This window comes from Azospirillum brasilense (assembly GCF_022023855.1).
In the GTDB taxonomy this organism is placed as follows: domain Bacteria; phylum Pseudomonadota; class Alphaproteobacteria; order Azospirillales; family Azospirillaceae; genus Azospirillum; species Azospirillum brasilense_F.
In genome coordinates, this window is sequence record NZ_CP059449.1 from 2,258,517 (window position 1) to 2,281,625 (window position 23,109).

The window sequence follows — 23,109 nt, forward strand, 5'->3', positions numbered from 1 at the left end:
GCGTAGTCTTCTGCAACCGTTCGCTGCGGTCGAGCGGGAAGACATCAACCCGGAGACCTGACCATGCCGTTCGCCGCCGCCCCCGAGTTCAAGAAGCACAAGGCGAAGTGCGAGGCCGAGGCGAAGAAGATCTCCAATTCGGGCGACGCCCTGGCGGTGGTGAAAAAGTCCGGTGATGTGGAGAAGGCCGCCGCGGCCTGGGACAAGGCCTACAAGGCCGGGGACGCCAAGGCGCTGCGCGCCGCGCTGGCCGATCTGCTCCAGGCGACCAAGATCTTCCGGGCGAAGCTCAGCGCGGTCATCGTCAAGGCGCAGAAGGCGAAGAACGAGGGCGCCGTCGAAGTGGCGGCCGACATGCTGGGCGGCGCCATGAACGTCGAGCAGATGGCCCAGCTGGAAACCCTGTCCGCCCTGAAGAAGCTGGAAAAGGCCGGCAGCGGCAAAGAGATGCCGGCCACCACCTTCTTCGCCGACTGGACCGCTGCCAAGAAGATGTTCGAGGCGCTGACCGGCAAGAAGAAGCCGGCTGAGGGCTTCCTGCTCGCCTTCCGGGCGTCGAGCGGGCTGGAGAAGGCGACGAAGGCGCTGGACGCCGCGACGCGGGCCAACGACGTCGACGCTCTGCAGAAGGCGATCAAGGGGTTCGAGAAGACCGGCAGCGAGTATTTCGCGACCGTGAAGAAGAAGGCCAAGGTCTCCGTCGCCGCCGACGACACCGACATCCCGGACGAGTCGGAGGAGGCGTTCAACTACGATCAGGCGCTGGCGATTCTGCTGAAGAACCTGAACGTCATCCGCAAGGAAGCCGGCAACATCCTGGCCGAGGCCAGGAAATAAACAGGATCTTCCGCCCTATCGGCTCAACCGCATGTCGATGTGGTCGATGCCGACATCGTCGTAGATGTCGCTGACGCGCCGGAAGCCGAAGCCGCCGTAGAAAGTTTCCAAGTATAGCTGCGCGCTGATCTGCACGTCGTGCTCCGGCCAGTCCCGGGCCAGCCGTTCCAGGCATTCGGCGACCAGCCGGCGACCGAGCGCCTTGCCGCGCCACTCCGGAGCGACCGCCAACCGCCCGAAGGAGGTGGCGCCGGTCTCCGGGGCGGGGCCGAAGATGCGGGCATAGCCGACGGGTATCGGCGCGTCGCCCTCATAAAGCGCCAGATGCTGCGCCACCGGGTCTCGCCCGTCGAGATCGGGGAAGGGCGAGGCCTGCTCCACCACCAGCACGCTCTGGCGGAGGTGGAGCATGTCGTGGAGGGTGCCGGCGGACAGATCGGCAAAGCGGTACCAACGGGAATGCATGTCAGCCTCTAGAAGGAGACGTCGGTGGGGTTCAGATGCTCCACCGTGAAGCCGAAACGGCTGTGAAGACTCTCACCGACGCGAAGCCGGTGGCAGAGGTGCGGTGACGCCTCGAAGCAGAGCAGACAGGCCGGTTTTTCCCGCGCCAGAGCGGCGGCGCGGCTGAGGTCGTGCTCCGCTTCGGGAGTCTGCATTTTCGCTTCGACGATCGACCAGAAGCGGTCCAGATCGCCCTGGTGGGCGGCGACGCGGCCCTCCTTGGGCGTGCCCAGCCCCTTCAGATGGACGTAACCGATTCCGGCTTCCTCCAGCCCGGCGGACAGCGGCCTCTTGGAGAAGCCGGCGCGGCGGGACAAGGGCAATTCGCGCACGTCCAGAAGAACCGCTACCCCCCGCGCCTTCAATGCGCGCAGTACGGAGTCGAAGGAGGCGCCTTCGTAACCAATGGTGTAGAGCGTCGGGCTGTTGCTCATGACGGTGAGGGCAGGGCGTTGCGGATCATGTATTCGCCGATGTCCTTGGGCTTCACCTTGACGTCGGTCAGCGGCTCGTCGGCGGACATTGCCTTCGCGACGAGAAGGCTGTTCTGCACGTTGGTCAGGGTGATACGGAAGACGCCGGTGGCGCCCTTCAGCTTCGGGTAGTAGGTCGGATCGATGACCTTCTCCTTGCGCATCAGGCGTTCGATCACCGCCTCCTCCTCAAGGTCCGGCACCTCCTGGCTGTGGATCAGGCGCCAGTCGGATTCGCCCGCCCAGCCGGCCTCGATGGCGACCTTGGCCTCGTTATTGTCGGCGGCCACGCCCAGCTTGAAGATGTGCTTTCCCTGTCCGACGTCGGACGCCCACTTCGTCAGCGCGGCGCTGCGCGCCACATAAACCACGGCCATTTTCGCGTTTCCTTACCGGTCAGGCAGCCATGCTGCCGCGAAGTGGCTGACGAGGCAACCGGAAGGAGGAGTCTGTCAGGGAAAGGAGGATTGCCGGGACAGAGGGGTGATGAGGATGCGGCTGACGACGTCCTTGCCGAACAACTTGACGCTTTCCTCGTCGATCTTGCGGCGCAGAGCGGGCATGTTGGCGATGTTGCCGCGGACGATCCATCCCTCCTCAATACCCAGATAGACCGCGCGCAACGTGGCGTCGTGCAGCCGCGGGATGGCGACCTGAACTTCACCCAGGCGGGTGGCGTTCGCCACCTCCAGCATCACCTCGATCTGGGTGTAGCGCTCCACCTGCCCGCGGGTGACGATGGGAACCATCACCGGCTTGATGCGGACGGAGGGCGGCAGGGCCGCCGGCCCCTCCGCCGCCTGGGCCACCATGCCCGAACCGGCAGCGGTGGCGGCGATCAGAAAGGCAACGAGAATGGATGCGACCCTGCGCATTGGCGGGCACCGGAAAAATCGATTGGATGGCCCCGATAGTAGGGCTTCATCCGCCCGTCTTCAATGGCGCCCGCTGTAACAAGAGATTCGGCTTATGACGTGGCGTGCCGCTGTCAGGCCGCCTTCTGCCCGCTGGCCTGGATCGCCTTTTTGTTCACATCGTTGATTGCCAGAATGTTCAGCTTCTTGTCGGTCTCCTTCTCTTCGTTCAGAGTCTGCTCCAACAGCTCCGCCACCTTGGTGAGGCCGCAGGCGGTCGCGTAGGCGTGGACGGTGCCGTAGCTGGCGATTTCGTAATGTTCCACCTTCTGGGCGGCGGCGATCAGGGCGGCGTCCTGCACTTCCGGAGCGAGGCCCATTTCCATGATCTCGCGGGCTTCGCTGATCAGCCCTTCCATCGCGTCGCAATGCTTGCCGCGGGTGCGGGTGTCCAACTCCTCGAAGACCTGCTCCAGCCGTTCGATCTGGCCGCGGGTCTCTTCCAGATGGGACTCGAAGGCCGTGCGGAGCTTTTCGGAATGCGCCGCCTTGGCCAGCTTCGGCAGGGCCTTGGTGAGCTGCTTCTCGGCGTGGTAGATGTCGCGGAGTTCTTCGATCAGCAGATCCTGCATGGTCTTGGCAGCCATGGTGCCGGTACTCCCTTGCTGTGTGCGTCGTCCGCCAACAACAGGACGTGGCAGACGGGGTTCCGGGACGGTTGCGCTGTGCTAAGGTGGTATTGAAACCGGCGAAGGCCGGCGATGGAGAGAATGCGATGGTGGGCAATCGGGCGCCTGGGAAAGGCCAGCCGGCTGGAAACGGCGCAGGAAGCGGTCTGGGTGAGGTGCTGTTCGAGTTCCAGCGGGTTGGCAGCTATCTGAAGGTGATGGCCATTGATCCGGTCACCGCGACGGAGGTATCGGTCGTTGGGCCGGCCACCGGCGGTCTGGAACTGCTGAAACGGACCGCGATCAGCAAGCTCCAGTTTGTCATGAAGCGCGATGCGGCCAAACGCTGAGCCTTATCAGTGAATACAGACGCCAAGAAGCGCGCCCTCCCGGCGGGGCGGGGGGCGCGGCTAGTCTTGGCTTCTGCTGATGGTGAGCACTGACATCCCGGTGCCGGACCTGCGGAACCGGTCCAGGGGTGAACTGCTCAATTCCGACTCTAGACCTATGCCGCGCCGTGGGCACTGGTGCATCGGATGTAACGCCTGTAGAAACCGTTCCACGAACGAACGGACCGCCGTGCTTTCCAGACAGTGTTTTCCTGGCGCGGCGGTTCTGACCGAATGCGGAGGGAGACGATCGCAATGCGTTGCGTGACGGTCTTGCGGAGATTGCCCGTGCTGTTGAGAGAGACCCTGAAGCCGGCGGCCACGCTGCTGGTGCTGGCCGTGGCGCTGCAAAGCCCGGCGGCGTGGTCGGAAACCACCATCATCTGCACGAAGCCCGGCGTTCCGCTCTGCATGAGCGACACCACCACCTTCGTCAGCGCGGACAAGATGGGCGCCTGTCAGTTCGAGGTGAAGGAATACGTGGACAAGACGATGGATTATCTGCGCTGCCTGAACGAGGAAAACACCAGCACAGGGCAGGAACTGACCCGCAATGTAGAACGATTCAACTGTCGTCTGTCGGGCCGCAACTGTGGGTGATGAGCAGCGTGGGCGGGTTCGGCAAAACCCGCCCACGCAACGCTCGGATTGATCCCGGGCCAAAACGAGATGACGGCGAAACGATACAGGGCCGGCCTCCCATCGGGGAGGCCGGCCCTGTTCGTTCAGGACGGTGCTGGCGCTCAGCCGGCCTTGCGGCGGGTCTGGCGGCCGGAACTGCGGCCGAGGCCGATCCGCTTCGCGAACTCGGAGCGCTGCGCCGCGTAGTTCGGCGCGACCATCGGATAATCCGGCGGCAGGCTCCAGCGCGCCCGGTATTCGTCCGGCGACATGTTGTAGGTGGAGCGAAGATGGCGCTTCAGCATCTTCAGCTTTTTGCCGTCTTCCAGACACACGATGTATTCGGGCGTCACCGACTTGCGGATCGGCACGGCCGGCTTCAGAGGCTCTGAAGGAATTTCTCGGGGCTGCGTGTTCAGCCCGGTCAGCGACGAGTAGACCGTGTTGATCACCTCGGGAATCTGCTGCGCCGGCAGAACGTTCTTGCTGACATATGCGGAGACGATGTCCGCGGTCATCCGCAGAAGCTCGTTATCGGGCACATCGGCGCGAAGCTGGTCACTCATTGCCATTAGTCCTGATTTTTCATTTTGTCCCTAGCAACCAAGTTGCACAGCGTGATTTGGGTGTCAATATAATTTCGAGAGCAGCGAATTAAGTTATTTGCAAACTGCATGAAGTTACAAGGCGTGGCAAATCAGATGTCCCAGGAAATGGCCGGGCTGCGGCTGCACTGCCCCACGTTTAGGCATCGTCTAGTGCGGGGAAGCTAGGCAAGACCATGAGAATCGGGCACCGCAACTGACCGATTCGTGATGCGAGACCGAATCGGTCGATCTGCTTACTGGCCGTTAACGTCAACGGTGGCGGGAAATAGAGAAACATTTGTTCTCGGCATGCATCGCGGATGGGCTTCCCTTCGCCGTGTCGACGCCCGGCGCTCCCCTTCTGCGGTTCTGTGCCCGGCGCAAAGCCCCTGTGCGTTGTGTCCTTCTGGCGGTTCGGGGCGATATCTGGTAGCTTGCGCGCCGTGCCGCCGTTCCCGCCGGGTGCTCCCCCGGGCCGGCGCCATTCGTATTCGTGCACGGAGTTTTTCTTTCATGACCACCATCGCGATCGCGTCCGATCACGCGGGGTACGAGATGAAGGCCCAGATCGCCTCCTGGCTGGCCGGCGCCGGCTACGAGGTGCTGGACCTCGGCTGCAACGGTCCGGAATCGGTGGACTATCCGGATTTCGCAACGGCGCTGGCCGGTGCCATCAACGGCAAGCGCGCGGCGCGCGGCGTCTTGATCTGCGGCAGCGGCATCGGTATCAGCATCGCGGCGAACCGCCATCCGGGCATCCGTGCCGCCCTGGTGCACGACGTGACCACTGCCCGCCTCGCGCGCCAGCACAACGACGCGAACGTGGTGGCTCTGGGCGCCCGCATCATCGGCGCGGAGATCGCGAAGGATTGCGTGGACGCCTTCCTGACGACCGATTTCGAAGGCGGTGAGCGGCACAGCCGGCGAATCGCCAAGATGGGATGAGACGGCCCTTCACCCGGCCCGTGACTGCTTTCTGAACCAAGGACCTGCCCTGCCATGACCGTGACCAACGCCGACCCCCGCGCCGAGATCGGCCGCTTCTTCGCTGCCTCGCTCGCCGAGACCGATCCCGAACTGGCCCGCGCGGTGCGCGACGAGCTGGTCCGCCAGCAGGAGCAGATCGAGCTGATCGCGTCCGAGAACATCGTCTCCCAGGCGGTGCTGGAGGCCCAGGGCTCGGTCATGACCAACAAGTACGCCGAAGGCTATCCGGGCCGGCGCTACTACGGCGGTTGCGAGTATGTGGACGTGGCCGAGACGCTGGCGATCGAGCGCGCCTGCAAGCTGTTCGGCTGCGGCTTCGCCAACGTCCAGCCGAACTCGGGTTCGCAGGCCAACCAGGCGGTCAATCTCGCCCTGCTCCAGCCGGGCGACACCATCCTCGGCATGTCGCTGGCGGCCGGCGGCCACCTGACCCACGGCGCCGCCCCGAACCTGTCGGGCAAGTGGTTCAAGGCCGTGCAGTACGGCGTGCGCCGTGACGACCACCTGATCGACTTCGACGAGGTCGAGCGTCTGGCCCGCGAGCACAAGCCGAAGCTGATCATTGCCGGCGGCTCCGCCTATCCGCGCGTCCTCGACTACCAGCGCTTCCGCGCCATCGCGGACGAGGTCGGCGCCTACTTCATGGTGGACATCGCCCACTATGCCGGCCTGATCGCCGGCGGCGTCTACCCGAACCCGTTCCCCTACGCCGACGTGGTCACCACCACCACCCACAAGACGCTGCGCGGTCCGCGCGGCGGCATGGTGCTGACCAACAGCGAGGAGATCGCCAAGAAGATCAACTCGGCGGTCTTCCCCGGCCTGCAGGGCGGCCCGCTGATGCACGTCATCGCCGCCAAGGCGGTGTCGTTCGCCGAGGCGCTGCGTCCGGAGTTCAAGACCTACGCCAAGAGCGTGCTGGACAACGCCCGCGCCCTGTCGAAGGTGCTGATCGAGGGTGGCCTGGACATCGTGTCCGGCGGCACCGACAGCCACATCGTGCTGGTCGACCTGCGTCCGAAGAACCTGACCGGCAAGGCCGCCGAGGCGAGCCTGGAGCACGCCGGCATGACCTGCAACAAGAACGGCGTCCCGTTCGACCCGCAGAAGCCGATGATCACCTCCGGCGTCCGTCTGGGCAGCCCGGCGGCCACCACCCGCGGCTTCGGCGTGGCCGAGTTCGAGCAGGTCGGCCGCCTGATCGTCGAGACGCTGGACGGGCTGGCCGCCAGCAACTCCGGCGACAACGCGGCGGTCGAGGCGAAGGTGCGGGAGGAGGTGCGCGAGCTGTGCCGCCGCTTCCCCATCTACCCGACCCTGTAATCATCAAGACCGACTAAAGGGGAAAGGCCGGACATGCGCTGCCCGTTCTGCGGACACGAGGACACCCAGGTCAAGGACTCGCGACCGACCGAGGACAACTCGGCGATCCGCAGGCGGCGGTTCTGCCCCAGTTGCAGTGCGCGCTTCACCACCTTCGAGCGCGTTCAGCTCCGTGAGCTGACGGTGGTGAAGAGCACCGGCCAGCGGGAGCCTTTCGACCGCGAAAAGCTCCTGCGCTCCATGCGCATCGCCCTGCGCAAGCGCCCGATCGACGCCGACCGCATCGACCGGGTGGTGAACAGCTTGGTGCGCCAGCTCGAATCCTCTGGCGAGAGCGAAATCCCGTCGAAGCAGATCGGCGAGATGATCATGGTGGCGCTCCAGACGCTCGATCAGGTCGCCTACATCCGCTACGCCTCGGTCTACAAGGACTTCCGCGAGGCGTCGGATTTCAACGAGTTCGTCGAGCAGCTCGCCCCCGAAGCCCAGAACGGGTGAGGGGGCGGGCGGCGCCCATGGCGAAGCAAGCCATCCATCCCGACGATGTCCGCCACATGCGGGCTGCCCTGGCCCTGGCGGCGCGCGGGCTCGGCAACACATGGCCGAACCCGGCGGTGGGCTGCGTCATCGTGCGCGACGGTGTGGTGGTCGGGCGCGGCTGGACCCAGCCGGGCGGACGGCCCCACGCCGAGACGGAGGCCCTGGCCCGTGCCGGCAGCGCGGCGCACGGCGCGACCGCCTATGTGACTCTGGAGCCCTGCAACCACTACGGGAAAACCCCGCCCTGCGCTCTGGCGCTGGTCGAGGCCGGGGTGGCGCGGGTGGTGGTCGCCTGCGGCGATCCCGACCCGCGGGTGGCGGGCGGCGGGCTGGAGCGGCTGCGCGCCGCCGGGGTCGCGGTGGACACCGGCGTCTGCGAGGACGCGGCCTGGACGCTCAACGAGGGCTTCTTCCGGCGCATCCAGGACGAACGGCCACTCTATACACTCAAGGCGGCGACGACGCTCGACGGGCGCATCGCCACCCACAGCGGCCAGTCGCAATGGATCACCGGTCCGACGGCGCGGGCGTGGGGGCACCGGCTGCGCGCCACCCACGACGCGATCATGGTCGGCATCCGCACCGCCCTGGCCGACGACCCGGAACTCACCTGCCGCCTGCCGGGGCTGGCCCACCGTTCGCCCGTGCGCATCGTGGTGGACAGCCGGCTGCGCCTGCCGCTGACCGGGAAACTGGCCGTGGGCGCGCGGTCCGTGCCGACGTGGGTGGTCACCCGCGAGGACGCGGACCCGAGCCGTCTGGCCGTCTTCCAGGACTGCGGACTCGAGGTGATCCGCGTGCCCGCCGACTCCGCGGGTCTGCCGGATCTGGTCGAGGCGAGCGCCATGCTGGCCCGCCGCGGCCTGACCCGCGTGCTGGTGGAGGGTGGGGCTACTCTGGCGGCCTCGCTGCTGCGTGCCAATCTGGTCGACCGGCTGGAGTGGTTCCGCGCCGCCTCCGTCATGGGGGGCGACGGGCTGCCGGCGGTCCATGCCTTCGGGGTGGACGGGTTGGAGCGCATGGCGCTGTTCCGCCGGACCGACCTGCGGCAGGCCGGGGACGACCTCGTGGAAAGTTACGTCCGGCGCGGTTGAAGGGTCGGGGATGTGCGGCATCCGGCACCGTGCCGGGCGCAACAGTCCGTTGCGTGCCGCGCCGTGCGGATGAATCTTTCACACGATTGAAAACCTGCTAAATTGCCGGCCCATGTTCACCGGAATCATCACCGATGTTGGGCGCGTTCGGGCCGTGGAACGGCAGGGCGACACCCGGTTCACCGTCGAAACCGTCTTCGCTATGGAGACGGTTCCCATCGGCGCGTCCATCGCCAACAACGGCGTCTGCCTGACCGTGGTCGAGAAGGGGCCGGGCTGGTTTGCCGTGCAGGCCTCCGCCGAGACCCTGTCGAAGACGACGCTGGGCGGCTGGGCCGAAGGCACGCGCATCAATCTGGAGCGGGCGCTCAAGGTCGGCGACGAGCTGGGCGGGCACATCGTGTCCGGCCATGTCGACGGCGTCGCCACGGTCGTGGAGGTCCGCGCCGACGGCGAGTCGAAGCGCTTCACCTTTGAGGCGCCGGCCACCCTGGCGAAATACATCGCCTCCAAGGGGTCGGTGGCGCTGGACGGCGTGTCGCTGACGGTGAACGAGGTCGATGGTGCGCGCTTCGGCGTGAACATCATCCCGCACACCCAGGATGCGACCACCTTCGGCGCGCTGAAGGCCGGGGATCGGGTGAACCTGGAAATCGATATGCTCGCGCGGTATGTGGCGCGGCTGGCAGGGCAGGAATGACGTCCGAGTTTCACGAGTATCTGTCGCGCCCCGAGGAGATCCTCGAGGAGGCGCGCCAGGGCAAGATGTTCATCCTCGTCGACGACGAGGACCGCGAGAACGAAGGCGATCTGGTCATCCCGGCCCAGTGCGCGACTCCCGAGGCCGTGAACTTCATGGCCAAGTACGGGCGTGGCCTGATCTGCCTTGCCATGGACCAGAACCACATCGAGCGGCTGCGCCTGCCGCTGATGGCGCAACAGAACGGCACCCGCCACCAGACTGCCTTCACCGTCTCCATCGAGGCGCGCGAGGGTGTCACCACCGGCATCTCCGCCGCCGACCGCGCCCGCACCATCCAGGTCGCCATCGACCCGACCGCCGGGCCAGACGCCATCGTGACGCCGGGCCATGTCTTCCCGCTGCTCGCCCGCGACGGTGGCGTGCTGGTCCGCGCCGGCCACACGGAAGCCTCGGTGGACATCGCCCGCATGGCCGGGATGACCGCGGCGGGCGTGATCTGCGAGATCATGAACGACGACGGCACCATGGCCCGCCTGCCGGATCTGGTGAAGTTCGCGCAGTTCCATGGGCTGAAGGTGGGCACCATCGCCGACCTGATCGCCTACCGCCGCCGCACCGAGACGATCGTCGAGCAGAAGCTGGCGGCGACCCTGGACAGCCGCTTCGGCGGACGTTTCCAGATGTACGTCTACGTCAACAAGGTGGCCTACGCGGAGCACATCGCCCTGGTGCGCGGCGACATCTCCGGCGACGAGCCGGTGCTGGTGCGCATGCACGCCCTGTCGGTGCTGGACGACGTGCTGGGCGACCGGAGTGCCGCGCGCGACGGCGAGCTTCAGGCCTCCATGGAGATGATCGCGCGGGAAGGCCGCGGCGTGATCGTCCTGCTGCGCGAGCCGATGGCGAACAGCCTCACGGAATCGGTCAAAGCGCGGCTGGAAGGCCACGACAACCCGACGCCCGCCCTGCGGGATTATGGTGTCGGCGCGCAGATCCTGCTGGACCTGGGCGTGCGCGACATGGTTCTGCTGTCGAACCGCAAGAAGTCCATCATCGGGCTGGAGGGGTACGGCCTGACCGTGCTCGGCCACCGCCCGATTCCCCTGCAAGACCAGTAACCGCCAGCCGAGCGACCCGAGATGACCGAAAAGCCCCATCTGATGATCGTGGAAGCCCGCTTCTACGAGGACATCGCCGACGAGCTGGTGAAAGGCGCCATCGCCGAGATCGAGAAGGAGGGCGCCACCTATCAGCGCGTCTCGGTCCCGGGATGCCTGGAGATTCCGGCGGCGATCCTGTACGCCCTGCGCTCCATGGACTTCTTCACGGCGCGCAAGCGCTTCGACGGCTATGTCGGGCTGGGCTGCGTGATCCGCGGCGAGACCACCCATTACGACATCGTCTGCAACGAGAGCGCCCGCGGTCTCCAGGACCTCGCGCTGCGCTACGCGCTGGCCATCGGCAACGGCGTGCTGACGGTGGAGAACCGAGAGCAGGCCTGGGCGCGGGCCTCCGTGACGGCCAAGAACAAGGGCGGTTTCGCGGCGCGCGCCTGCCTTGACATGATCGAACTTAAGCGCCAATTCCGCCTCTATCCGCGGTGACCCCGCGGTGCAATTCCTGACAGTAAGAGCATCATGAGCAACGACGACGCGGCTGGCCGCGCGAAACAGAAGCGCGGCTCCCGGAACCGGACGGGTGGCGGATCGGCCAAGGCCCGGCGCAAGGCCGCGCGCCTTGCCACCGTCCAGGCCCTGTACCAGATCGACCAGAACCAGATCGAACCGACCGGCATCGCCGTGGAATCCGTGATCGGCGAATTCGTCAATCACCGGCTGGGTGAGGAGATCGACGGGGCGAAGTTCGTCGCCGCCGATCCGCAGCTGTTCGCCGACATCGTCCGTGGTGTCGCGCACCGCCGGGCGGAGGTCGACGGCATGCTGGCCTCGGCCCTGGAGCCGCGCTACGCGCTGGACCGCCTGGAATTGCTGATGCGCGCCATCCTGCGGGCCGGCGCCTATGAGCTGTTCGTCCACAACGACACGCACCCGCGCATCCTCATCAGCGAGTATGTGGACGTGGCGCACGCCTTCTTCGCGGGGCGAGAGCCGGGCATGGTGAACGGCGTGCTCGACCATGTGGCCCGCGCGCTGCGGCCGGACGAACTGGCCCAGCCGGACCCCAGCCGTGACCAGCCCAAAGACCGCTAGGGCACAGACCGGCAAGCCGCTCGGCGAGTTCGGGCGGATCGACCGTTACTTCAGGCCGCTGGCGTCCGGTTTTCCGGGCGCCCGCGGGCTTGCCGACGACGCCGCCGTGTTCGGCGTTCCACCGGACCAGGAACTGGTCGTCACCACGGACGCCATGGTGGCGGGCGTCCATTTCTTTCCCGACGACGCGCCCGGCGACATCGCCGCAAAGCTGCTGCGCACCAACCTGTCGGACCTCGCCGCCATGGGGGCGGTTCCATACGCCTACACCCTGGTCACCGCCCTGCCGAAGACGGTGGGGGAGGACTGGCTGGCCGGCTTCGCCGCCGGTCTTGGCGAGGATCAGGCCCGGTTCGGCATCGCGCTGGCGGGCGGCGACTCGGTTTCGACCTCCGGCCCCATCACCCTGTCGGTGACCGCCTTCGGGCTGGTGCCGAAGGGCGGGGCGGTGCCGCGTTGGGGCGGGCGGCCCGGCGACCGCGTCTACGTCACCGGCACCATCGGCGACGCGGCGCTCGGCCTGCGGATCGCCTACGGAACGCTGGAGGTGACCGACGACTCGGCGCGCGCCGTGCTGCTGGGGCGTCTGCGGCGGCCCGATCCGCGGACCACGCTGGGGCCGCGTCTGGTCGGGCTGGCGACCGGTTGCCTGGATGTCTCCGACGGTCTGGTCGCGGATCTCGGCCATCTGTGCGAGGAATCGGGCTGCGCCGCGGTTCTGGAGTCGGGCCGCGTGCCACTGTCGGGTGCCGCAAGGTCGGTGATCGGCGACGATCCCGTGCGCTTCGCCATGGCTCTGACCGGCGGCGACGACTACGAGCTGCTCTTCACCGCCGCGGAGGACGCCGCGCCGGCGCTCGCCGCTCTGTCGGCGGAGACCGGCGTTCCGGTGACGGCCATCGGCCATCTCGTGGAGGGGGCGGCGGAAGACGTCACAGTGACCGATGCGAAGGGGCGGGTTCTCGACCTGCCGACTCGCGGCTGGGACCATTTCTGACAGCCTCCTGGTGGCGCGACTCCGCTTAACGCAATCGAAAGCAGGGCGGCGCTAGGCTCGATCCGTTCCGTATCCGGGAAGGGATGGGTGTGATCAAGGCCGTCATATTGCTGGTTTTGGGCCTGCTGCTGCTGGGTGGCGCGGGCTTCGGCGGCTGGATGATCTACAACAAGTATTTCGTCGAGCATGAGGAGTCGGCCCCCAAAAAGGAGGAGCCGCCGCCCAAGCCGCCCACCGGCTTCGTTCGCATGGCTCCCTTCGTGGTTCCGGCCATCGGCACACAGAAGGTCGAGCAGTTCGTGACCGTGGTCGTCACGCTGGAGGTCGTTCTCGACAAGATTCCCTATGTCCAAGCCCGCCAGCCGCTCGTCTACGACCGCTGCCTGTCGGCCCTCTATGCCGCTGTGGACGACCGGTCGGTGATGACGGGCAACTTGGTCAACATCATTGCCGTAAAAGAGAAACTTGCCGCCGCCGCCGCGAAAGTCGTGGGAGAGGGTGTGGTGCAAAATGTTCTTGTTCAGGTGGTTACACAGCGCAATTTGTAACCGTTCTGAAAAAAGCCTATCCGAAAGTCAGGAGCGCCTCGGCCAAATCGCCGCGCCTATTCGGGCGTGGCGGCTGTTGCATTGTGCCATTCTCTTCGGCATCCTTTTTCGGAACAACTCGCCCGTCATCCACCTTCGTTTGTACGGGTCGTTCTCACGACAAGGCGGTAATCGGGCCCGAAACCATAAGAATTTGGGGGAACCGATGGCAGCAGCGTTCGTCATCATCATCGCCAGCGGCCTGTTGGCCCTGGCGTATGGGTACTACGCGGGCAAGCAAGTCATGGCGGCCTCCGCCGGTTCCGACCGCATGCAGGAGATCGCTGCGGCCGTGCAGGAGGGCGCCCGAGCCTATCTGAATCGCCAGTACACCACCATCGCCATCGCCGGCGTGGTTCTTCTCATCATCCTCGGCGCCTTCCTCGGCCTGCATGTGGCGATCGGCTTCCTGATCGGTTCGGTCCTGTCGGGGGCAGCCGGCTATATCGGGATGAACGTGTCGGTGCGGGCGAACGTGCGCACGGCCCAAGCAGCGACCCATGGCTTGGCCCCGGCGCTGGACATTGCCTTCAAGGCGGGGGCGATCACCGGCATGCTGGTGGTCGGGCTGGGTCTGTTGGGGGTGGGTGTCTATTACGGCATCCTGACCATGATCTACCGCGTGACCGACCCGATCGAGGTCCGCTCCGTGCTGGAGGCCCTGGTCGCCCTCAGCTTCGGTGCCTCGCTGATCTCCATCTTCGCGCGGCTGGGCGGCGGCATCTTCACCAAAGGCGCCGACGTCGGCGCCGATCTGGTGGGCAAGGTCGAGGCCGGCATCCCGGAGGACGATCCCCGAAACCCCGCGGTGATCGCGGACAATGTGGGCGACAATGTCGGCGACTGCGCCGGAATGGCCGCCGACCTCTTCGAAACCTACGCCGTTACCATCGTCGCCACCATGCTGCTGGCGGCGATTTTCTTTTCGGGCGAGGTGATCCGCCTGTTGCTCGTCTACCCGCTGGTCATCGGCGCGGTCTGCATCGCCGCCTCCGTCGCCGGCACCTTCTTCGTGAAGCTGGGCAGCAACAACAACATCATGGCCGCCCTCTACAAGGGCTTGGCCGCTACCGCGGGTATATCGCTGGTGCTCATCCTGATCGTGACCGCGATCATGTTCGGCTTCACCCGGCCGATTCCCCTGAACGGCGGCGGCTACGTCACCGGCGGCAACCTGTTCGTCTCCTCCCTGGTCGGGCTGGGCGTGACGGGCCTGCTGGTATGGATCACCGAATATTACACCTCGACCGCCTTCCGCCCGGTGCGCAGCGTCGCCCGCGCGTCGGAGACCGGGCACGGCACCAACGTGATCCAGGGTCTGGCCGTGTCGATGGAGGCGACGGCACTTCCCGTCCTGGTCATCTGCGTCGGCATCATCATCGCCTACGGGCAGGCCGGCATCTTCGGAATCGGCATCGCCGCGACCACGATGCTCGCTCTGGCCGGCATGGTGGTGGCATTGGACGCTTACGGCCCGGTGACCGACAACGCGGGCGGCATCGCCGAAATGGCCGACATGCCGAAGGACATCCGCGTGACGACCGACGCGCTCGACGCCGTCGGCAACACCACGAAGGCGGTGACCAAGGGCTACGCCATCGGTTCCGCCGGTCTGGCCGCGCTGGTGCTGTTCGCCGCCTATGTGCAGGATCTGAAGCATTATTTCCCGAACGTGACGGTCGAGTTCCGGTTGGACGATCCCTATGTGGTCGTCGGGCTGCTGATCGGCGGCCTGCTGCCCTACCTGTTCGGGGCGATGGGCATGACCGCGGTCGGTCGTGCCGCCGGCTCGGTGGTGGTCGAGGTGCGCCGCCAATTCCGTGAGATCAGCGGCATCATGGAGGGCACCGCCAAACCCGACTATGGCCGCGCCGTCGACATGCTCACCCGCGCCGCGATCAAAGAGATGATCATCCCGTCGCTGCTGCCGGTGCTGGCGCCGGTGGTCCTGTACCTCGTCATCGCCGCCATCGCCGGTCAGGCGCAGGCCTTCGCCGCTTTGGGCGCCATGCTGCTGGGCACCATCGTGACGGGGATCTTCGTCGCCATCTCGATGACCTCGGGCGGCGGCGCCTGGGACAACGCCAAGAAGTACATCGAGGAGGGGAACCACGGCGGCAAGGGCTCCGACGCGCACAAGGCGGCGGTGACCGGCGACACCGTCGGCGACCCGTACAAGGACACTGCCGGCCCGGCGGTCAACCCGATGATCAAGATCACCAACATCGTGGCGATTCTGCTGCTGGCGATCCTCGCCCAGATCGGCTGACTTAAGATCGGCCGATCCCGGATCGGCCCCAAAAGAAAAGCCCCGCGAAAGCGGGGCTTTTCGTGTCTCTGCAGACCGAATGGCGTCAGCGGCCGGGGCCGCGGTTGCGCGAATCCTTGGCGGAGAAGCGCCCGACGTTGCCGAGCATCTGTTCGAGGAAGCTCAGCTCACGACCGGCGGTGGGGGTGCTGCGATCGACGATGTCGATCTGCTGGCCGTCGGTGGCGTCGAGCTGCTTCATCTCCGTCACCACGCCCGCGTCGTCGAAATGGACGACGACGACACGGCGCTCCATCACGCTCGGCTGGAAGAAGGCGACCTTCTCCGTCTTCTGGCCGATGTAGTACCAGACATTCTGGTCGAAGGTTCCCACGGAGGTCGGCGTGCCGAGGATGTCCGCCACATCCTCCCGCCGCGACTGGCCGGCCTTGATCTCGGCGATGCGGTCGGGGTCCGCCATGTTGCCGCGGGTCGCCACGGTGGGCGAGCACGCGGAGACGGCGAGACCCAGAAAGGCGAAGGCGCACAGCGCCGAAGGAATCGATCTCGTCATGGTGCTCAGGCTATGATGGCGCGGGAGGACCGCCGGACCCTTGCGGCAGGCCGGACTCCGCCCGCAATGCCGGGACAATCGCATCGCGCGGTTTGTCCTGTCAACGAAACTCCGAGCGAGAGAGAAACCGTGCTTGACCGCCTGTTCCGGCGTCGGCGTGAAGCCCGCGCCGTCGCCGATTTCTATCTCACCATCGCAGCGCAGGCCCGCCTGCCGGCCTTCTACCGTGACCTTGGGGTTCCCGACACGCTGGACGGGCGCTTTGACATGGTGGTGCTTCACGTCTTCTTGGTGATGCGCCGCCTGAAAGGGCAGGGGGCTGCTGCCGCGGACCGCTCGCGCCTGCTCTTCGAGGCGATGATCGATCATTTCGAAAAGTCGCTGGTGGAGCAGGGGGTGGGCGACAGCGGAGTCGGGCGGCGCATCAAGACCATGGCGCGCGGCATCGCCGGCCGGATCGAGGTCTACGACCGTGCGCTCGCCGACGAAGGCGACGCGGCGTTGCAGGTTGCGCTCGACAACAACGTTTATGGCACCGCATCGGAGGTCCCGCCGCAGCGGCTGGCCGTCCTGGCGGCCTATGTCCGGCGCGAGGCCGCCGGGCTGGAGACGCAACCGCTGGAGTCGCTCATGGCCGGAGAGGTCCGCTTCGGTCCGCCTCCCGGCGCCGGCTGATCGCACCCATCGGGTCTCTCCTTACTATAGGCCGCGCCAATTGGACTTGCCTTTCCCGGCGTCCGAATTCATCTGACACTGAGACGAAGGCGCCCGCTCCAGAACGGGCGCTGTGACAAGGAACTGCCTGATATGCGCAACACGCCCCCGCTCTCCGCCGGCCCTGCTCCGGAATTCTCGCGCATCGTCCGCGCCGACGCCGTCCACCGCGACGGCGATCTGGTCGAAACCATCGAGGCGACGGAGGCCGAGCGCAAGGCGCTGGCCGAGCGGTTCGAATTGGAGGGAATCGGACGACTGATCGCCCGGGTCCGCCTGCGCTCCGTGCGCGGCGGACAGATGGTGCGCGTCGAAGGGGAACTGGAGGCCGACGTGGTGCAGACCTGCGTCATCACGCTGGAGCCGGTGCCCGCCCAGGTTTCCGACCGCTTTGGCGCTCTGTTCGCGCCGGAGTCGATGGTCCCCGGCGAGGAGGACGAGATCGAGATCGACCCGAACGTCCCCGAGGAGGACATTCCGGAGGCGATGAGCAACGGACGCATCGACATCGGCGAATTGGCCGCCCAGCATTTGTCCCTGGCGCTCGACCCCTATCCTCATGCAGAAGGCGTGGCGTTCGACGGATACAGCGAAGGCGAAGAGGAGGAGGAGGCTGCGGCCCCCGCCGATGATGATGCCGGCGCCGATCCGGAGAAGCCGAACCCGTTCGCCGCGCTGGAACGTCTGAAACGACAGAATTGAGGGCGGAACGGGCTTGCCCTTCGGGGGCAATTGCCGTATTGAATGCCGCTCGCGTCAGGCGGCCCCTCTTCGGGCCGCCTTTTACAATGAAGAGAGTTTACGGCCATGGCTGTTCCGAAGAAGAAGACCTCCAAGTCGCGCCGCAACATGCGTCGCTCGCACCACGCTCTCCCGACCTCGTCCTACGCCGAGTGCTCGAACTGCGGCGAGCTGAAGCGCCCGCACCATGTCTGCGGCTCTTGCGGTCACTACGACCAGCGCGAAGTGGTTCAGAGCGCTCCGGCGGCCTGATGGCGGTTTGGTTGGCCGCCCTACGTCCTAGCCAGGGAGCCTGTCCGCGGTGAGCCAGCGCCTGACCATTGCCCTTGATGCCATGGGCGGTGACAAAGGACCCGACATGGTGATTGCCGGGGCGGATATCGCCCGCGAGCGTCACCCGCAGGTGCATTACCTGCTGTTCGGGGACACCGCCCGCATCGAGCCGCTGCTCGCGCAGCGGCCCGCCTTGAGAGCGGTGGCCGAGGTGCGCCACACCCCGGACGCTGTGGCCGGCGACGCCAAGCCGTCGGTCGCGTTGCGCGCCGGGCGCCAGTCGAGCATGCGTCTCGCCATCGACTCGGTGGCGGGCGGGCAAGCCGCCTGTGTGGTCTCCGCCGGCAACACCGGCGCGCTCATGGCCATGGCCAAGTTCGTGCTGAAGACGATTCCCGGAATCGACCGTCCGGCCATCGCCTCATTCTTCCCGACCCTGCGCGGGGAGAGCGTCATGCTCGACCTCGGCGCCAACACCGAATGCCAGCCCGAGAACCTCGTGCAGTTCGCCGTGATGGGCGCGGTCTTCGCGCGCACCGCGCTGAACCTGTCCGAGCCGACCATCGGCGTGCTGAACATCGGTTCGGAAGAGGTGAAGGGGAATGAGGTGGTGCGCGCCGCCGCGACCCGTCTGCGCGAAATGCCGCTGCCCGGGCGTTTCCACGGATTCGTCGAGGGCAACGACATCGCCACCGGCACGGTGGACGTGATCGTCACCGACGGCTTCACCGGCAACGTCGCCCTGAAGACCGCCGAAGGCACGGCGAAGCTCTTCACGGAGTTCCTGCGCCGGACGTTCCAGTCCTCCTGGACGGCGCGTCTCGGCTACCTGCTGGCCCGCGGGGCCTTCAAGCGGTTGAAGCAGCGCACCGATCCGCGCCGCTACAACGGCGCCATGTTCCTGGGCCTGCGCGGCGTCTGCGTGAAGAGCCACGGGGGCACCGACGCCATCGGGTTCGCCAACGCCATCGGTGTGGCCTACAATCTGGCGGCAAACGGTTTCAACGACCGAATCAAGGAAGAGATGCAGCGTCTCGCCGACGCCAAGCCTCTTCCCGACACGAAGGCGGCGGCGGTCTAACATCATGGTCAAGCGTTCCCGAGTTCTCGGCTGCGGTTCCTACCTCCCGGCCAACGTCGTCACGAATCGCGACCTTGAAGCCCGCGTGGACACCTCGGACGAGTGGATCGTCCAGCGCACCGGCATCAAGTCGCGCCACATCGCCGCCGACGGGGAACTGACTTCCGACCTCGCCATCGCCGCGGCGACCCGCGCGCTGGAGCATGCTGGGGTGGACGCCGCCAGCATCGACTGCATCGTGCTGGCGACGACAACTCCGGACAACACCTTCCCGGCGACCGCGACGAAGGTGCAGGCGGCGCTGGGGACCAAGGGCTTCGCCCTGGACATCCAGGCGGTGTGCGCCGGCTTTGTCTACGCGATGTCGATCGCCGACAACTTCATCCGCATCGGGCAGGCCAACCGCGCTCTGGTCATCGGTGCGGAGACCTTCTCCCGCCTGCTCGACTGGAAGGACCGCACCACCTGCGTCCTGTTTGGCGACGGCGCCGGGGCCGTGGTGATGGACGGCTACGACGCCGCCGGGACCTCGGCGGACCGCGGCGTTCTGTCCACCCACCTGCATTCGGACGGCGCCCAGTACGGGCTGCTCTACGTCGATGGCGGCCCGTCCACCACCGGCACGGCCGGTCATGTGCGGATGAACGGCCAGGACGTGTTCCGCCACGCCGTCAGCAAGCTGTCCTCGGTCGTCGAGGAAGCCCTGGCGGCCAACGGTCTGGAGCCGTCGGCGGTGGACTGGCTGGTGCCGCACCAGGCCAACCAGCGGATCATCGACGGCATCGCCCGCAAGCTGAAGCTGCCGACCGACAAGGTTGTGCTGACGGTGGACCGCCACGGCAACACCTCCGCCGCCTCGATCCCGCTGGCGCTGTGCGAAGCGGTGCATGACGGCCGCGTGAAGCGTGGCGACCTGATCCTCATGGAAGCCATCGGCGGTGGACTGACCTGGGGTGCTGCGATGGTGCGCTGGTAAGCGGCGCACCCGCTTCGCTTCCCCCGCACGGGTGCGTTTGCTGCGCTGCTCACAACGACGCGATCCAAGCTTTTGAATTGACCGGGTTCTTTCCCCGGATTACGGTTTTTCCCCTATGGTTTCGGGGGGGAAGCGAACCATGTCACAGAACACCGTCACCCGCGCGCAGCTCAGCGAAGCGGTCTACCAAGAGGTCGGCCTGTCGCGTAACGAATCCGCCGATCTGGTCGAAAGCGTCCTGGAGGAGATCTCCGACGCCCTGGCCCGCGGCGAGATGGTCAAGATCTCGTCCTTCGGCAGTTTCCAGATCCGGCAGAAGGGGCAGCGGGTCGGCCGCAACCCGAAGACCGGCGAAGAGGTTCCGATTCTGCCCAGGCGCGTCCTGGTCTTCCGGGCGAGCCACGTCCTGAAGAACCGCATCAACGAGGTCGTTGAGGCGGAGGAAGCCGAGGCGCAGCGCGTGAAGGCGGTCTCCTGATCCGCCGCACGAACCGGCCGACAACAAGGGTTTCCCGGATATGAAGGCGCGCGGCACCACGAAGTCCGCCACGGCGTTCCGCACGATCAGCGAGGTGTCGTCCGACCTGGACGTGCCGCAGCATGTGCTGCGTTTCTGGGAGGGCAAGTTCCCGCAACTCCGTCCGCTCAAGCGCGGCGGAGGGCGGCGCTACTACCGTCCGGAAGACGTGGACCTGCTGCGGCAAATTCAGAACCTTCTGTATGGCGAGGGCTACACGATCAAGGGTGTCCAGCGCCTTCTGAAGGACGGCAAGGTGGACGGCGATCCGGACGTCCGGAGGGTGGAGGAAGCGCCGGAGGAACCGGATGCCCCCGACACCTTTGAGGTCGTTCCGGACGATGCGGCCGTGGCCTTGCTCGACGGGGAGGAGGGTGCTCCGGTCGTTGCGCTCGATGGCCTGTCGGACACCATCCGGCAGGCCATCGCCCAGGCGCTCGACGAGTTGAGGGAAGCGCATCTTCTGCTCGCGGTGGGAGAGGAAAAAGAAATTCGAGAGGTGTGAAAAAAAGTGAACTGTAGCGCTTGCGTTGGACCAAGGTCCCGGCTATAGTCCCGCTCCCTTCCAGAACGAAGGGCGGTCCGTCGAACGGAGCGTAGCGCAGCCTGGTAGCGCATCAGACTGGGGGTCTGGGGGTCGCAGGTTCAAATCCTGTCGCTCCGACCAAGTTCTGGAAGATGAAAAGGCCTTGGAGCTGTTCGGCTCCAAGGCCTTTTCTTTTGCTTTTCTCCAACGGCCGGTTCGCGGAAGCCGCCGGGCCTCTGCTGGAGAGGCCGGCGGCGGTTCCGTTGCAATGCGCGTCCGCTCAGGCGGCGCTTTCCGATGCGGCCACGGCCTCGTCGGTGGCGGCATCCTGCTGGTTCATCTTGCGCCGTTGCGCGGCCATGTCGATCAGGGCGGTGCGCAGCGCCGGATGGCGGGCGGTGAACTGGTTGAAGTCGCGCCGTTCCAGCACCTGAAGCTGGCAATAGTCGACCGCGGCGACGTCGGCGTTGCGCCGCTGGCCGCTCAGCAGCGCCATCTCGCCGAACATCGTGCCGGCGCCCAGGCGGATGGTCTGGCCTTCCATGAGCACCTCCACGGCGCCGGAGGAGATGAAGTACATGGCATTGGCGCGGTCGCCCTTGCGGATGATCCGCTCGCCGGGCACCGCCGACTTGGGCCGGAACAGCATCATCAGCCGCTCCTGCTCGTGGGCATCCAGCAGCGACAGCACCGGGAAGGTCTTGGCCAGCGCCTGGATCTGCAGGTCGTGCTCCTTCTCGCGCTCCTCCGCTTGGTGGCGGGCGTCGGCGAGGCTGCTCTGGAGCTGCTCGAACTGCTCCCAGCCATAGGGCGGCACACCGGCGGCCCGCTTGGCCTGGAGATGCTTGCGCAGCGCGGCGACCCCCGCGAAGACCGCCGGATTCAAGGTGATCGACAGCAGAGCGCCGGCCAGTACGAGGTCGCGGCCCTCCTCCGGCAACAGGCCGAGCGACATGCCCAGCCCGACGAGGATGAAGGAGAATTCACCGATCTGCGCGAGGCTGGCCGACACCGCCAGACCCATGCCCACCGGGAAGCGCAACAGGATCACGATGCCGAAGGCGATCAGCGACTTGCCGACCACGATCAGGGCCACCACGGCGATGACCGCCAGCGGGTCGCGCAGCAGGATCGACGGGTCGAACAGCATGCCGACCGACACGAAGAACAGAACGGCGAAAGCGTCCTGCAACGGCATCGAATCGGTGGCCGCCTTGTGGCTGAAGCGCGATTCGTTCAGCACCACGCCGGCGAAGAAGGCGCCAAGCGCGAAGGACACGCCGAACAGCACCGCCGAGCCATAGGCGACGCCGAGCGCGATGGCGAGAACCGACAGGGTGAACAGCTCGCGCGAGCCGGTGCGCGCCACATTGGTCAGGATCACCGGGACGACGCGCGGGCCGAGCACGATCGCCAGAACGGAGAAGGCCGCGACCTTGCCCAGCGTCAGGGTCAGCGTCAGCCAGATCGGACCGTCCGAGCCGGCGCCATGGTCCCCAGCGGCGCCCCCAGCAGCGCCCGGCGCGTGGCCGCCCAGGACCTCCGCCAGGGCCGGCAGCAGCACGAGCGCCAGGACCATCGCGAGGTCCTCGACGATCAGCCAGCCGACCGCCACGCGGCCTTCGGCGGTGTTCAGCATGTCGCGCTCTTCCAGGGCCTTCAGCAGCACGACCGTGCTCGCCACCGACAGGCTGAGGCCCAGCACGAGGCCGGCGCCGAGACTCCAGCCCCACAGCCAGGCCAGCCCGACGCCCAGCGCGGTGGCGAGGCCGATCTGGCCGACCGCGCCGGGAATGGCGATTTTCCGGACCGCCAGCAGATCCGAGGGCGAGAAATGAAGACCGACCCCGAACATCAGGAGAATGACGCCGATCTCGGCCAACTGGGCGGCCAAAGCACCATCGGCGACGAAGCCCGGCGTGAAGGGACCGATGATGATGCCGGCGACCAGATACCCGACGAGGGGAGGCAAGCGAATGCGATCAGCGAGGTATCCGAAGATGAAGGCCAACCCGAATGCGATGGCGATCATAGAAATAAGTGGAACGTCATGAGACATGCGAAAATCCTGGCTGCATCGGCGCG

29 protein-coding genes and 1 tRNA gene are annotated in these 23,109 nt (G+C 66.5%); 22 read left to right on the forward strand and 8 right to left on the reverse strand.

Features of this window, described 5'->3' with window-relative positions; all coding sequences use genetic code 11:
- The first annotated feature begins 63 nt into the window (after positions 1-63).
- Positions 64-837 carry a hypothetical protein gene (locus H1Q64_RS10665; protein WP_237903473.1) on the forward strand — a complete coding sequence of 258 codons (774 nt, stop codon included), beginning with the start codon at positions 64-66 and terminating at the stop codon, positions 835-837.
- 15 nt (positions 838-852) lie between these two features.
- Here the strand turns inward: H1Q64_RS10665 and H1Q64_RS10670 are convergent, their stop codons facing one another.
- From H1Q64_RS10670 to H1Q64_RS10690, 5 genes are all read right to left on the reverse strand, one after another.
- Positions 853-1,302: a GNAT family N-acetyltransferase gene (locus H1Q64_RS10670; RefSeq protein ID WP_237903474.1), complete on the reverse strand. Its 450-nt coding sequence runs from the start codon at positions 1,300-1,302 to the stop codon at positions 853-855.
- Between the two features lie 8 nt (positions 1,303-1,310).
- Positions 1,311-1,775 (reverse strand): DUF488 family protein, encoded by a 465-nt coding sequence (locus tag H1Q64_RS10675; RefSeq protein ID WP_237903475.1) that lies wholly within the window; start codon positions 1,773-1,775, stop codon positions 1,311-1,313.
- Positions 1,772-2,191 carry a hypothetical protein gene (locus tag H1Q64_RS10680; RefSeq protein ID WP_237903476.1) on the reverse strand — a complete coding sequence of 140 codons (420 nt, stop codon included), beginning with the start codon at positions 2,189-2,191 and terminating at the stop codon, positions 1,772-1,774. The genes H1Q64_RS10675 and H1Q64_RS10680 overlap by 4 nt, the downstream gene beginning before the upstream one ends.
- A 75-nt stretch (positions 2,192-2,266) precedes the next feature.
- Entirely contained in the window at positions 2,267-2,689 is a 423-nt protein-coding gene (locus tag H1Q64_RS10685) for a hypothetical protein (protein ID WP_237903477.1), read from the reverse strand.
- 113 nt (positions 2,690-2,802) lie between these two features.
- On the reverse strand, positions 2,803-3,315 hold the full coding sequence (locus H1Q64_RS10690) for a ferritin-like domain-containing protein (protein ID WP_237903478.1): 513 nt from the start codon (positions 3,313-3,315) through the stop codon (positions 2,803-2,805).
- 128 nt (positions 3,316-3,443) lie between these two features.
- On the opposite strand from H1Q64_RS10690, the gene H1Q64_RS10695 reads away from it, so the two are divergent.
- A complete protein-coding gene (locus H1Q64_RS10695) occupies positions 3,444-3,686 on the forward strand; it encodes a DUF6898 family protein (RefSeq protein WP_237903479.1) in 243 nt (80 codons plus the stop codon).
- A gap of 327 nt (positions 3,687-4,013) precedes the next feature.
- On the forward strand, positions 4,014-4,325 hold the full coding sequence (locus H1Q64_RS10700) for a hypothetical protein (protein ID WP_237903480.1): 312 nt from the start codon (positions 4,014-4,016) through the stop codon (positions 4,323-4,325).
- Positions 4,326-4,468: 143 nt separating this feature from the next.
- Here the strand turns inward: H1Q64_RS10700 and H1Q64_RS10705 are convergent, their stop codons facing one another.
- A complete protein-coding gene (locus tag H1Q64_RS10705; protein ID WP_014240726.1) occupies positions 4,469-4,912 on the reverse strand; it encodes a MucR family transcriptional regulator in 444 nt (147 codons plus the stop codon).
- 534 nt (positions 4,913-5,446) lie between these two features.
- Here H1Q64_RS10705 and rpiB point away from each other — a divergent pair.
- The 11 genes from rpiB to H1Q64_RS10760 all read left to right on the forward strand — a co-directional run bounded on the left by rpiB (position 5,447) and on the right by H1Q64_RS10760 (position 15,643).
- On the forward strand, positions 5,447-5,878 hold the full coding sequence (gene rpiB, locus H1Q64_RS10710) for a ribose 5-phosphate isomerase B (protein WP_237903481.1): 432 nt from the start codon (positions 5,447-5,449) through the stop codon (positions 5,876-5,878).
- A gap of 54 nt (positions 5,879-5,932) precedes the next feature.
- A complete protein-coding gene (glyA, locus tag H1Q64_RS10715) occupies positions 5,933-7,243 on the forward strand; it encodes a serine hydroxymethyltransferase (protein ID WP_237903482.1) in 1,311 nt (436 codons plus the stop codon).
- Between the two features lie 33 nt (positions 7,244-7,276).
- The gene (gene nrdR, locus H1Q64_RS10720; protein WP_014240731.1) at positions 7,277-7,741 is read left to right on the forward strand and encodes a transcriptional regulator NrdR; all 465 of its coding nucleotides are present in this window, start codon (positions 7,277-7,279) and stop codon (positions 7,739-7,741) included.
- A 17-nt stretch (positions 7,742-7,758) separates the two neighbouring features.
- Positions 7,759-8,877 carry a bifunctional diaminohydroxyphosphoribosylaminopyrimidine deaminase/5-amino-6-(5-phosphoribosylamino)uracil reductase RibD gene (ribD, locus tag H1Q64_RS10725; RefSeq protein ID WP_237903483.1) on the forward strand — a complete coding sequence of 373 codons (1,119 nt, stop codon included), beginning with the start codon at positions 7,759-7,761 and terminating at the stop codon, positions 8,875-8,877.
- Positions 8,878-8,989: 112 nt separating this feature from the next.
- Positions 8,990-9,577, forward strand: a complete 588-nt coding sequence (locus H1Q64_RS10730) for a riboflavin synthase (protein ID WP_014240733.1) — start codon at positions 8,990-8,992, stop codon at positions 9,575-9,577.
- Complete coding sequence (gene ribB / locus H1Q64_RS10735; RefSeq protein ID WP_237903484.1) at positions 9,574-10,698, forward strand: 3,4-dihydroxy-2-butanone-4-phosphate synthase; 1,125 nt, start codon at positions 9,574-9,576, stop codon at positions 10,696-10,698. Before H1Q64_RS10730 ends, ribB begins: the two co-directional genes overlap by 4 nt.
- A gap of 21 nt (positions 10,699-10,719) precedes the next feature.
- A complete protein-coding gene (locus H1Q64_RS10740) occupies positions 10,720-11,184 on the forward strand; it encodes a 6,7-dimethyl-8-ribityllumazine synthase (protein WP_014240735.1) in 465 nt (154 codons plus the stop codon).
- Between the two features lie 33 nt (positions 11,185-11,217).
- Positions 11,218-11,790, forward strand: a complete 573-nt coding sequence (nusB, locus tag H1Q64_RS10745) for a transcription antitermination factor NusB (RefSeq protein WP_237903485.1) — start codon at positions 11,218-11,220, stop codon at positions 11,788-11,790.
- Entirely contained in the window at positions 11,768-12,787 is a 1,020-nt protein-coding gene (thiL, locus tag H1Q64_RS10750; RefSeq protein ID WP_237903486.1) for a thiamine-phosphate kinase, read from the forward strand. The genes nusB and thiL overlap by 23 nt, the downstream gene beginning before the upstream one ends.
- An 83-nt stretch (positions 12,788-12,870) precedes the next feature.
- Positions 12,871-13,335 carry a hypothetical protein gene (locus tag H1Q64_RS10755; protein ID WP_237903487.1) on the forward strand — a complete coding sequence of 155 codons (465 nt, stop codon included), beginning with the start codon at positions 12,871-12,873 and terminating at the stop codon, positions 13,333-13,335.
- 205 nt (positions 13,336-13,540) lie between these two features.
- Entirely contained in the window at positions 13,541-15,643 is a 2,103-nt protein-coding gene (locus H1Q64_RS10760) for a sodium-translocating pyrophosphatase (protein WP_237903488.1), read from the forward strand.
- An 85-nt stretch (positions 15,644-15,728) separates the two neighbouring features.
- Here H1Q64_RS10760 and H1Q64_RS10765 read toward each other — a convergent pair whose 3' ends face one another.
- Positions 15,729-16,196, reverse strand: a complete 468-nt coding sequence (locus tag H1Q64_RS10765; RefSeq protein WP_014240740.1) for an outer membrane protein assembly factor BamE — start codon at positions 16,194-16,196, stop codon at positions 15,729-15,731.
- Positions 16,197-16,325: 129 nt separating this feature from the next.
- On the opposite strand from H1Q64_RS10765, the gene H1Q64_RS10770 reads away from it, so the two are divergent.
- The 8 genes from H1Q64_RS10770 to H1Q64_RS10805 all read left to right on the forward strand — a co-directional run bounded on the left by H1Q64_RS10770 (position 16,326) and on the right by H1Q64_RS10805 (position 21,165).
- Complete coding sequence (locus H1Q64_RS10770) at positions 16,326-16,871, forward strand: ubiquinol-cytochrome C chaperone family protein (RefSeq protein ID WP_237903489.1); 546 nt, start codon at positions 16,326-16,328, stop codon at positions 16,869-16,871.
- A gap of 132 nt (positions 16,872-17,003) precedes the next feature.
- On the forward strand, positions 17,004-17,612 hold the full coding sequence (locus H1Q64_RS10775; RefSeq protein WP_237903490.1) for a YceD family protein: 609 nt from the start codon (positions 17,004-17,006) through the stop codon (positions 17,610-17,612).
- A 105-nt stretch (positions 17,613-17,717) separates the two neighbouring features.
- A complete protein-coding gene (gene rpmF / locus H1Q64_RS10780) occupies positions 17,718-17,903 on the forward strand; it encodes a 50S ribosomal protein L32 (protein WP_014240744.1) in 186 nt (61 codons plus the stop codon).
- Between the two features lie 49 nt (positions 17,904-17,952).
- Positions 17,953-19,005, forward strand: a complete 1,053-nt coding sequence (plsX, locus tag H1Q64_RS10785; RefSeq protein ID WP_014240745.1) for a phosphate acyltransferase PlsX — start codon at positions 17,953-17,955, stop codon at positions 19,003-19,005.
- A 4-nt stretch (positions 19,006-19,009) separates the two neighbouring features.
- The gene (locus H1Q64_RS10790; RefSeq protein ID WP_237903491.1) at positions 19,010-19,981 is read left to right on the forward strand and encodes a beta-ketoacyl-ACP synthase III; all 972 of its coding nucleotides are present in this window, start codon (positions 19,010-19,012) and stop codon (positions 19,979-19,981) included.
- A 139-nt stretch (positions 19,982-20,120) separates the two neighbouring features.
- Entirely contained in the window at positions 20,121-20,459 is a 339-nt protein-coding gene (locus tag H1Q64_RS10795) for an integration host factor subunit alpha (protein WP_014240747.1), read from the forward strand.
- 40 nt (positions 20,460-20,499) lie between these two features.
- Positions 20,500-21,003 (forward strand): MerR family transcriptional regulator, encoded by a 504-nt coding sequence (locus tag H1Q64_RS10800; RefSeq protein WP_237903492.1) that lies wholly within the window; start codon positions 20,500-20,502, stop codon positions 21,001-21,003.
- Between the two features lie 85 nt (positions 21,004-21,088).
- Positions 21,089-21,165: transfer RNA gene (locus tag H1Q64_RS10805), tRNA-Pro, on the forward strand.
- A 139-nt stretch (positions 21,166-21,304) separates the two neighbouring features.
- On the opposite strand, the gene H1Q64_RS10810 is transcribed toward H1Q64_RS10805, so the two are convergent.
- The gene (locus H1Q64_RS10810) at positions 21,305-23,083 is read right to left on the reverse strand and encodes a cation:proton antiporter (RefSeq protein ID WP_237903493.1); all 1,779 of its coding nucleotides are present in this window, start codon (positions 23,081-23,083) and stop codon (positions 21,305-21,307) included.
- Between the last annotated feature and the right edge of the window lie 26 nt (positions 23,084-23,109).

Bases quoted from the DNA above. Each gene is read 5' to 3' on its own strand.
- H1Q64_RS10685 (WP_237903477.1), bottom strand. From the start codon at position 2,689: ATGCGCAGGGTCGCATCCATTCTCGTTGCCTTTCTGATCGCCGCCACC.
- rpmF (WP_014240744.1), top strand. From the start codon at position 17,718: ATGGCTGTTCCGAAGAAGAAGACCTCCAAGTCGCGCCGCAACATGCGT.
- H1Q64_RS10690 (WP_237903478.1), bottom strand. From the start codon at position 3,315: ATGGCTGCCAAGACCATGCAGGATCTGCTGATCGAAGAACTCCGCGAC.
- H1Q64_RS10795 (WP_014240747.1), top strand. From the start codon at position 20,121: ATGTCACAGAACACCGTCACCCGCGCGCAGCTCAGCGAAGCGGTCTAC.
- H1Q64_RS10675 (WP_237903475.1), bottom strand. From the start codon at position 1,775: ATGAGCAACAGCCCGACGCTCTACACCATTGGTTACGAAGGCGCCTCC.
- H1Q64_RS10705 (WP_014240726.1), bottom strand. From the start codon at position 4,912: ATGAGTGACCAGCTTCGCGCCGATGTGCCCGATAACGAGCTTCTGCGG.
- H1Q64_RS10765 (WP_014240740.1), bottom strand. From the start codon at position 16,196: ATGACGAGATCGATTCCTTCGGCGCTGTGCGCCTTCGCCTTTCTGGGT.
- rpiB (WP_237903481.1), top strand. From the start codon at position 5,447: ATGACCACCATCGCGATCGCGTCCGATCACGCGGGGTACGAGATGAAG.
- nusB (WP_237903485.1), top strand. From the start codon at position 11,218: ATGAGCAACGACGACGCGGCTGGCCGCGCGAAACAGAAGCGCGGCTCC.
- H1Q64_RS10800 (WP_237903492.1), top strand. From the start codon at position 20,500: ATGAAGGCGCGCGGCACCACGAAGTCCGCCACGGCGTTCCGCACGATC.
- H1Q64_RS10810 (WP_237903493.1), bottom strand. From the start codon at position 23,083: ATGTCTCATGACGTTCCACTTATTTCTATGATCGCCATCGCATTCGGG.
- H1Q64_RS10695 (WP_237903479.1), top strand. From the start codon at position 3,444: ATGGTGGGCAATCGGGCGCCTGGGAAAGGCCAGCCGGCTGGAAACGGC.
- H1Q64_RS10740 (WP_014240735.1), top strand. From the start codon at position 10,720: ATGACCGAAAAGCCCCATCTGATGATCGTGGAAGCCCGCTTCTACGAG.
- H1Q64_RS10790 (WP_237903491.1), top strand. From the start codon at position 19,010: ATGGTCAAGCGTTCCCGAGTTCTCGGCTGCGGTTCCTACCTCCCGGCC.
- H1Q64_RS10670 (WP_237903474.1), bottom strand. From the start codon at position 1,302: ATGCATTCCCGTTGGTACCGCTTTGCCGATCTGTCCGCCGGCACCCTC.
- H1Q64_RS10680 (WP_237903476.1), bottom strand. From the start codon at position 2,191: ATGGCCGTGGTTTATGTGGCGCGCAGCGCCGCGCTGACGAAGTGGGCG.
- ribD (WP_237903483.1), top strand. From the start codon at position 7,759: ATGGCGAAGCAAGCCATCCATCCCGACGATGTCCGCCACATGCGGGCT.
- H1Q64_RS10760 (WP_237903488.1), top strand. From the start codon at position 13,541: ATGGCAGCAGCGTTCGTCATCATCATCGCCAGCGGCCTGTTGGCCCTG.
- glyA (WP_237903482.1), top strand. From the start codon at position 5,933: ATGACCGTGACCAACGCCGACCCCCGCGCCGAGATCGGCCGCTTCTTC.
- H1Q64_RS10730 (WP_014240733.1), top strand. From the start codon at position 8,990: ATGTTCACCGGAATCATCACCGATGTTGGGCGCGTTCGGGCCGTGGAA.
- ribB (WP_237903484.1), top strand. From the start codon at position 9,574: ATGACGTCCGAGTTTCACGAGTATCTGTCGCGCCCCGAGGAGATCCTC.
- H1Q64_RS10775 (WP_237903490.1), top strand. From the start codon at position 17,004: ATGCGCAACACGCCCCCGCTCTCCGCCGGCCCTGCTCCGGAATTCTCG.
- H1Q64_RS10755 (WP_237903487.1), top strand. From the start codon at position 12,871: ATGGGTGTGATCAAGGCCGTCATATTGCTGGTTTTGGGCCTGCTGCTG.
- H1Q64_RS10665 (WP_237903473.1), top strand. From the start codon at position 64: ATGCCGTTCGCCGCCGCCCCCGAGTTCAAGAAGCACAAGGCGAAGTGC.
- nrdR (WP_014240731.1), top strand. From the start codon at position 7,277: ATGCGCTGCCCGTTCTGCGGACACGAGGACACCCAGGTCAAGGACTCG.